We start from the raw sequence: 7,534 nt of genomic DNA, 5'->3' as shown, positions 1-7,534 counted from the left end.
TAAACGATGAGAAAGCACAAGCGGCGTTAGTCGAGGCAAAAGCATACCTAAAAGATGAGCAACGTAAGTTGAAAGAGTTTCAGCGTTTGGTTAAACGTAATGCCATTACTCAAACTGAAATAGATGCGCAAGAAGCCAGTGTAGAAATTGCCGAAGCCCGCCTTGATGCCTCAAAAGCCAACTTTTCGGATCTGAATATCCGTGCACCCTTTGCAGGTACCGTTGGTTTTATCGACTTTAGCCGTGGAAAGATGGTCAGTGCAGGTTCTGAGTTGCTGACGCTGGATGATTTGTCGGTAATGGAGTTGGATCTCCAAGTCCCCGAGCGTTACCTCTCCCGGTTGTCAGTGGGAATGAAGGTACACGCATCCACTAGCGCGTGGAGTGACTTAGACTTTATCGGTAAAGTGACCGGTATTGATACTCGTATTGATACGGAAACGCTGAATCTTAGAATTCGCATCGAATTCGACAACCCTGAAAATCACCTCAAGCCAGGTATGTTGATGCAGGCTGCTCTTGTCTTCCCAGCTATTGAGACACCAATCATCCCAGTTCAGGCTCTGGAGTATTCAGGCACAAAACGCTTTGTTTATGTGATTGATGAGAACAATAAGGCAAAGCGCCAAGAGGTGTTCCTTGGCGCTCGTGTCGGTAACGAAGTCGTAATTGAATCTGGCGTAGAAGTCGGTAACAAGATCGTTGTGCAAGGTATTGTTAACATGCGTGATGGCGTTGAGGTGAAAGAGATTATTGCACCAGTTAAAGAGAAAATTGCTGATGTAAGAGCTGAACAGGGTGTGAAAGGCGCGCAAGATGAAGCAACTAAGGAAGCGAACTAATGTTACTTTCTGACGTATCGGTAAAACGTCCTGTTGCGGCGCTGGTATTAAGTTTACTGCTGTGTGTCTTTGGTTTTGTGTCGTTTACTAAGCTTTCCGTGCGTGAAATGCCAGACATCGAAAGCCCAGTGGTGTCGATCAGTACGCGTTATGAGGGGGCTTCAGCAACCATTATTGAAAGCCAAATTACCTCGGTGTTGGAAGATCAACTCTCGGGCATCAGTGGCATCGATGAAATCAGTTCGACGACGCGCAATAGTATGTCGCGCATTACCATTACTTTTGAATTGGGTTATGACTTAAATACCGGTGTGAGTGACGTGCGCGATGCGGTCGCCCGAGCTCAGCGTTCGTTACCAGATGAAGCCGACGACCCAGTGGTCTTCAAGAATAATGGCTCAGGTGAAGCTTCTCTTTATATCAACCTTAGCTCTTCTGAGATGGACCGAACTCAGCTAACCGACTATGCCGAGCGTGTTCTGATGGATCGTTTCAGCTTGATCTCAGGGGTCAGCTCCATTGATTTGTCTGGTGGTTTGTACAAAGTGATGTACGTGAAGTTGAAGCCGGAATTAATGGCAGGTCGTTCGGTGACAGCCTCTGATATCACCGCGGCATTACGCAGCGAAAACTTGGAAAGCCCGGGTGGGGAAGTTCGCAACGATTCAACTGTAATGTCGGTAAGAACTGCACGTACTTACAACACACCAGAGGACTTCAGATATCTTGTGGTAAAACGCGCCAGTGATAATACGCCCATTTATTTAAAAGATGTGGCGGATGTGTTCATCGGTGCGGAGAACGAAAACTCGACCTTTAAGAGTGATGGTGTAGTCAACATCAGCTTGGGTGTGGTGCCGCAATCGGATGCAAACCCGTTAGATGTTGCACAATCGGTCCGTTCGGAAGTGGATAAGATTCAAAAGTTCTTGCCGGATGGGACACGCCTTGCGATTGATTATGATGCCACTGTTTTTATCGAACGTTCGATTGACGAGGTATACAGCACCCTCTTTATTACTGGTGGTCTGGTAATTCTAGTACTGTACATCTTTATTGGTCAGGCTCGAGCAACGCTTATCCCTGCGGTGACGGTACCCGTATCACTGATTTCATCTTTCATTGCGGCTTACTACTTTGGCTTCTCTATTAACCTGATTACTTTGATGGCGCTGATCTTGTCTATTGGTCTGGTTGTGGATGATGCAATTGTCGTCGTGGAGAACATCTTCCATCATATTGAGCGTGGTGAATCCCCTCTATTGGCGGCTTATAAAGGGACACGAGAAGTCGGTTTTGCCGTTATTGCCACCACCCTGGTTCTAGTCATGGTATTCCTACCGATTTCTTTTATGGATGGCATGGTGGGGCTGCTGTTTACTGAGTTCTCAGTCTTGTTGGCCATGTCGGTGATATTTTCGTCTTTGATTGCGTTGACACTAACCCCAGTTTTAGGCAGCCAAATCCTTAAAGCAAACGTGAAGCCAAATCGATTTAATCAAGCGGTTGATAAGGTGTTTGCTAAGTTAGAGGCTGGGTACCGTAAAGCACTGCGCGGCGCGTTGAAAGTTCGTTGGGCGGCTCCTCTGATTATCGTCGCGTGTATGGGCGGCAGTTACTTTTTGATGAAGCAAGTACCAGCGCAACTGACCCCACAAGAAGATAGAGGGGTGATTTTTGCCTTTGTCCGCGGTGCGGATGCAACGTCTTACAACCGCATGTCGGCGAACATGGAGATCGTCGAAGACCGCTTGATGCCGTTGTTGGGCCAAGGCTTTTTGAAGTCGTTCAGTATTCAAACTCCAGCGTTCGGTGGTCAAGCTGGTGACCAGACGGGCTTCGTTATCATGATTCTGGAAGACTGGAATGAACGTGATGTCACCGCACAAGAAGCATTGAATGAAGTGCGCAAGTCCCTAGCGGGGATACCTGATGTTCGAGTGTTCCCATTTATGCCGGGTTTTCGTGGTGGATCGAGTGAACCCGTGCAGTTTGTATTGGGTGGCTCGGACTACGATGAGCTTTTGGTTTGGGCTGAAATGCTTAAGAGTAAAGCGGAAGAGTCACCGATGATGGAAGGTGCTGAGATCGATTACTCCGAGAAAACGCCAGAACTTCTGGTATCGGTTGACAAGCGTCGTGCGGCTGAACTTGGCGTGAGCGTGCAAGATATCTCTGAAACGTTAGAAATCATGCTTGGGGGTAAGAGTGAAACCACTTATGTTGACCGCGGTGAAGAATATGATGTTTATCTTCGAGGTGATGAAAATAGCTTCAATAATGCTGCGGATTTAAGTCAAATCTACTTGCGAACCACGAGTGGTGATCTGGTGACACTAGATACAGTGACCAACATAGAAGAAGTGGCAGCATCGATTCGTTTGTCACACTACAACAAACAGAAATCGATCACCATTACTGCAAATTTGTCGGAAGGTTACACCCTTGGAGAGGCGCTTGAGTTCTTAGATCAACAAGCCATTGATAACCTACCTGGTGACATGTCGGTCAGTTATTCTGGTGAGTCGAAAGATTTCAAAGAGAACCAAGCCAGCGTGGCGGTTGTGTTTGCCTTGGCATTGTTGGTGGCATACCTAGTGCTGGCGGCACAGTTTGAGAGCTTTATTAACCCATTGGTGGTAATGCTGACGGTTCCTATGGGCGTATTTGGAGGCTTCCTTGGTTTGGTTGTTATGGGCCAGGGAATGAATATCTACAGTCAGATTGGCATGATCATGTTGATTGGGATGGTAACTAAGAACGGTATTTTGATCGTGGAATTTGCTAACCAGTTACGCGATCGTGGCATTGAATTCGAAAAAGCAATCACGGACGCGGCGGCACGTCGTCTTCGCCCAATCATGATGACAGCATTCACGACACTGGCTGGTGCGATACCTTTGATCATCTCGACAGGTGCGGGTTATGAGAGTCGAGTGGCCGTGGGTACGGTCATCTTCTTCGGTATGGGCTTTGCAACGTTAGTGACGCTATTTGTGATTCCTGCGATGTATCGATTGATCTCTGCGAATACGCGCTCGCCGGGTCATGTTGAGGCTGAGTTGAACAAAGCGCTCAGCCACGACACGAAAGGGCGTATTGCACACCCGTAACTGAATTGTAAAACCAACAGCCGAGGCATCAGTCTCGGCTTTTCTTTGTTTGCCATTCGGGGTTTTGATAACCTTTGCCCCGAAACGTGTTTTGAAAGAAATTTGTTACAATGATGCATGTTTTAGACGCATTTAACGATCCTATTTGTATGCGATGCATCGTGGGATAAACAAAAGGAAAGCAAAGTGGCCGAATTCAAATACAAAAATCTAACTCAAGAAGAGCAAGACAAACTCGATGCAGCGACATTTCGCCGCCTACTGGCGCATTTGGATGCAAACAAAGATGTGCAAAATATCGACCTTATGATCCTTGCCGGCTTTTGTCGTAACTGCTTCAGCAAATGGTATAAGGCGGAGGCTGAAGGCCAAGGCATAGATATCAACATCGATGATGCTCGTGAGCGTGTTTACGGCATGACTTACGATGAGTGGAAACAAAACCACCAACCAAAAGCGACACCAGAGCAGTTGGCAGCATTTGAAGCGCGGCAGAAGCAGTAACGGTTCTGCACGGCTAATAAAATAACAGCCCACGGATTGAGTGAGCTGTTATTTCAGAGGGAAGGTTAATCTTCGTCAATGGTAGGGCTGCAACATGATGGCCTAACAAAACCTTTTTCTTGGATGGTTTCAAGCTGCGCCAGGTACGGGGTAATGTCTCCGATGTTCTCTTTTAACCATTCTGGATTATAGTAAGTATCTAGGTAACGCTCCCCTGAATCACAAAGTAACGTCACGACAGATCCAGTCTTACCGCGTTGCTTCATTGCGCACGCAAGTTTAAGCGCGCCGTAGACGTTAGTACCTGTGGATGCGCCTACTTTTCGACCTATCAAGCCAGATAACCAATGTGCTGTTGCCACGCTCGCCGCATCGGGGATTTTAAGCATTTCGTCAATGACGCCAGCAATGAAGCTAGGTTCGACACGCGGACGGCCGATCCCCTCAATCTTGCTGCTTTTCTCACACTTAACACTTGCTTTTCCCGATTGGAAATAGTCGTAGAAGACGGAGTTTTCAGGGTCAACTACGCACAGTTTTGTGTTGTGTTGTTGGTAATGAATAAAACGACCAATCGTGGCTGAAGTACCACCTGTACCTGCGCTCATTACAATCCAGCTTGGGATTGGGTGTTCTTCTAATTCCATTTGGCTAAAGATAGAATTCGCGATGTTGTTGTTCCCACGCCAGTCAGTTGCGCGCTCTGCGTAGGTAAATTGGTCCATATAGTAACCATTTAGCTCTTTCGCTAGGCGTCGAGACTCGTCGTAAATTTGGTCTGAACGGTCAACAAGGTGTGCTTTACCACCGTAAAATTCGATTTGTTCAATTTTCTTGCGCGTCGTCGTTTTTGGCATCACTGCAATAAACGGCAAACCAAGTAAGCGCGCGAAGTACGCTTCAGAAATGGCACTACTGCCTGATGATGCTTCGATCACCGTGGTTTCTGGTCCAATCCAACCGTTACAAATCGCGTAAAGATACAGCGAGCGAGCCAAACGGTGCTTCAATGAACCAGTTGGATGCGTACTTTCATCTTTTAAATAGATATCAATACCTTCGAGAGAAGGTAGATCCAATTTAAATAGGTGAGTGTCGGCCGACCGTTGAAAGTCTGCTTCTATTTTTTGCACAGCATGGTTGATCCAAGTGTTGTCAGTGCACATAACTTGACTCCTTTACATCTTATAGGGTCGTTGCTTTTGTCAGTATGTTTTTATTCATACTGATAATCTACTTAAAATTGTAGAGAAAAACTTTGCTATTATTATTTTGTAACTTATCGATGGTAGAAATGCTTTCTCTAAAAATTGTACATATTAGGAATAAACTTGGATAGAATCGACAAATTGTTACTCTCTTTGCTCCAAAATGACGGTACCTTGTCATTAAATGAGTTAGCTGAACGAGTTAATCTAACGACAACACCTTGCTGGAAGCGCTTAAAAAAGCTAGAGGATGAGGGCTATATAGAGAAGCGCGTTGCACTGTTGAGTGCCGAGAAGCTGGATTTATCTTTTATTGCATTTGTGCAACTTAAGACCAGTGATCACTCGGAAGGTTGGTATGACCACTTTGCCACCACGATCAGTGATTTCCCTGAAGTGACGGAATTCTATCGTATGGCGGGGGAGTACGATTACATGTTGAAAGTGGTGGTAAAAGACATGAAGCGTTTCGATGAATTCTATAAGCGGTTGGTCAACAGCGTGAAAGGTTTATCCAATGTGACCTCTACCTTTGCAATGGAATCGATCAAATACACCACTGAGCTACCGCTTTATGGCGTGTGAACTAATTAAGACATAGCACCTAATTTGAGGCCACATTCGAGGTGTTACTTAGTAAAGCGCATTACGCCCTCTTGGACCGCAGTTGCAACGAGGTGACCCTGCTGGTTGTAGATTTCACCACGTACCAACCCCCGGGTGTTACTGGCTGTAGGGCTTTCAATTGCGTACAGTAACCACTCATCCATCTTAAACGGGCGATGGAACCAAATAGAGTGGTCAATAGTGGCGACTTGGAAGTTTGGTGTCATTAACGAGACTTCGTGAGGGTGAAGCGCGGTCGTCAAAAATCCCCAATCGGATGCGTAAGCCAGAAGATATTGGTGAATCAGTTGGTTCTCTGGCATCTCTCCGTGAGCTCGGATCCACAAATATTGCTTCGGTTCGGTTTTCTTTGGGTCGAGCGGGTTAACGATATGAACGGGGCGAGTTTCAATCGGCTTTTCGCCACAGAATGTTTTGCGTAGGCGGTCGGGTAAGAACTCGGCAATATGACTTGCAAGCTCGGTTTCCGAAGAGAAGTGCTCTGGTCCCGGAATATCTGGCATGGCGTTTTGATGATCAAAGCCGGGTTCATCACCATGATAAGAGGCCGTTAGGTAAAAAATCGGACGCCCGTTTTGAATCGCTTTGACTCGACGTGTGCTAAAGCTGCGGCCATCGCGTAGGTTCTCAACGTCATAGATGATGGGCTTTTCTGGATCGCCAGGGTAGAGAAAGTAGCTATGGAACGAGTGTACAGTACGTCTGTCTTCTACAGTGTAACGTGCTGCCGACAGTGCTTGCCCAATAACCTGACCACCATAGACTTGAGGTAAACCTAGATTCTCACTTTGTCCGCGGAACAAGCCTTCTTCTAGTTTTTCGAGTTGCAGTAGGCTAAGTAGCTCTTTTAATGGTTTACTCATGATGTTTCCTCACCCTTTTATTATTGCTTCAATTATGTAACAAAATTAGGGGTTTGGTAATTTCTAATTGAGTCAAACTATTGTTAAATACATCATCGAATAGCAGACAGTTTCATTATCTGTTCCTATACTTAGCGCAAATCGATACACCCATTGAGGAAACTATGAAAAAAACACTACTGCTTGTTACGTCTTTACTATTTGGTGCTGCACTTGTGGGGTGTCAAACTTCTCAAACTACAGATATGAAATCAGCTGAGGCGTCCATGAAAACAATTACAGGTACAGTGGCATACCGTGAGCGCATCGCACTGCCGCCAAACGCAGTTGTGAGCGTTGCTCTAGAAGATGTTTCTTTAGCTGATGCTCCTGCAAAA

General features: G+C 46.2%; 7 protein-coding genes. 5 read left to right on the top strand and 2 right to left on the bottom strand.

What is annotated here, in order from left to right:
• The 3 genes from AND4_RS17985 to AND4_RS17975 all read left to right on the top strand — a co-directional run.
• Positions 1-842 (top strand): efflux RND transporter periplasmic adaptor subunit (locus AND4_RS17985; protein WP_009844411.1); only part of this gene is annotated, 842 nt, incomplete at its 5' end.
• Entirely contained in the window at positions 842-3,955 is a 3,114-nt protein-coding gene (gene vmeF / locus AND4_RS17980) for a multidrug efflux RND transporter permease subunit VmeF (protein ID WP_009844410.1), read from the top strand. The genes AND4_RS17985 and vmeF, both read left to right, overlap by 1 nt.
• A 186-nt stretch (positions 3,956-4,141) precedes the next feature.
• Positions 4,142-4,459 carry a DUF1244 domain-containing protein gene (locus AND4_RS17975; protein WP_009844409.1) on the top strand — a complete coding sequence of 106 codons (318 nt, stop codon included), beginning with the start codon at positions 4,142-4,144 and terminating at the stop codon, positions 4,457-4,459.
• Positions 4,460-4,524: 65 nt separating this feature from the next.
• Here the strand turns inward: AND4_RS17975 and AND4_RS17970 are convergent, their stop codons facing one another.
• On the bottom strand, positions 4,525-5,625 hold the full coding sequence (locus tag AND4_RS17970; RefSeq protein ID WP_009844407.1) for a PLP-dependent cysteine synthase family protein: 1,101 nt from the start codon (positions 5,623-5,625) through the stop codon (positions 4,525-4,527).
• Positions 5,626-5,784: 159 nt separating this feature from the next.
• On the opposite strand from AND4_RS17970, the gene AND4_RS17965 reads away from it, so the two are divergent.
• Positions 5,785-6,252, top strand: a complete 468-nt coding sequence (locus AND4_RS17965) for an Lrp/AsnC family transcriptional regulator (protein WP_043991877.1) — start codon at positions 5,785-5,787, stop codon at positions 6,250-6,252.
• A 44-nt stretch (positions 6,253-6,296) separates the two neighbouring features.
• Here AND4_RS17965 and tesB read toward each other — a convergent pair whose 3' ends face one another.
• Entirely contained in the window at positions 6,297-7,157 is an 861-nt protein-coding gene (tesB, locus tag AND4_RS17960) for an acyl-CoA thioesterase II (RefSeq protein ID WP_009844405.1), read from the bottom strand.
• Positions 7,158-7,321: 164 nt separating this feature from the next.
• Here tesB and AND4_RS17955 point away from each other — a divergent pair.
• Positions 7,322-7,534: YbaY family lipoprotein (locus tag AND4_RS17955; protein WP_009844404.1), on the top strand; the 213-nt coding region annotated here is incomplete at its 3' end.

Source organism: Vibrio sp. AND4, assembly GCF_000171815.1.
GTDB lineage: Bacteria > Pseudomonadota > Gammaproteobacteria > Enterobacterales > Vibrionaceae > Vibrio.
Note: the sequence above shows the minus strand (reverse complement) of the source record. Positions and strands in the feature narration are given on the sequence as shown.